At 68.4% G+C, this 697-nt stretch carries 1 protein-coding gene; it reads left to right on the forward strand.

The window, feature by feature from the left end:
- Positions 1-343: 343 nt before the first annotated feature.
- Positions 344-697 (forward strand): PmbA/TldA family metallopeptidase (locus HUK84_RS21505; RefSeq protein ID WP_281362892.1); only part of this gene is annotated, 354 nt, incomplete at its 3' end.

Consider the following 697-nt stretch of genomic DNA (forward strand, 5'->3'; position numbering starts at 1 on the left):
CGGCCAGGCGGCCAGCAGCGCGGCCAGGCCGCGCGCGGCACGCGGGGGGAGCGGTCGCGGAAGCATCGTCACGAGGGGCGCATTCCTTGATCGATCGGGGCGGTCGGGGCATGACCGCGCCCGGGTAGAATGCCAGTCGGACACGGTCAGCAAAAGAAAAACGGACCGCATTGCCGGAAGTTCACCGGGCCCTCATGCGGCGCGGCTCGTCAACGGCACCGTTTCGCCCCACATAGGATGGGACTATGACATGCAATCATCCGTCAGGCCCTCATTATCCAGCCCCCCTTATCCAGCCCCCCTTATCCAGCCCCCCTCCTCCAGCGACGACCGGAGTCCTTCCATGCGCCCCACCGATCCGTTCCTGAACCCGCTGACCGCGACCGACCGGCTGTTCTTCGACCGAGCCGGCGCGACGCTGGGCCGGGCGGAGGCCGAATCCATGGTCCGCCGCACGCTGGAGGGCATGGATGACGGCGAGCTGTTCCTGGAATATCGCGAAAGCGAGATGATCTCGCTGGATGACGGCGTCATCCGCTCGGCCAGCTTCGACACCTCGTCCGGCTTCGGCCTGCGGGCGATCCTGGGCGAGGAAACCGGCTTCGCCCATGCCGACGAACTCAGCGAGTCCGCGCTGAAGCGCGCGGCGGACACCGTTACCCAGGTGCGCGCCGGCCGGTCGGGCAGCATGGCGGCC

It is taken from the genome of Nguyenibacter vanlangensis (assembly GCF_013376155.1).
Taxonomy (GTDB): domain Bacteria; phylum Pseudomonadota; class Alphaproteobacteria; order Acetobacterales; family Acetobacteraceae; genus Gluconacetobacter; species Gluconacetobacter vanlangensis.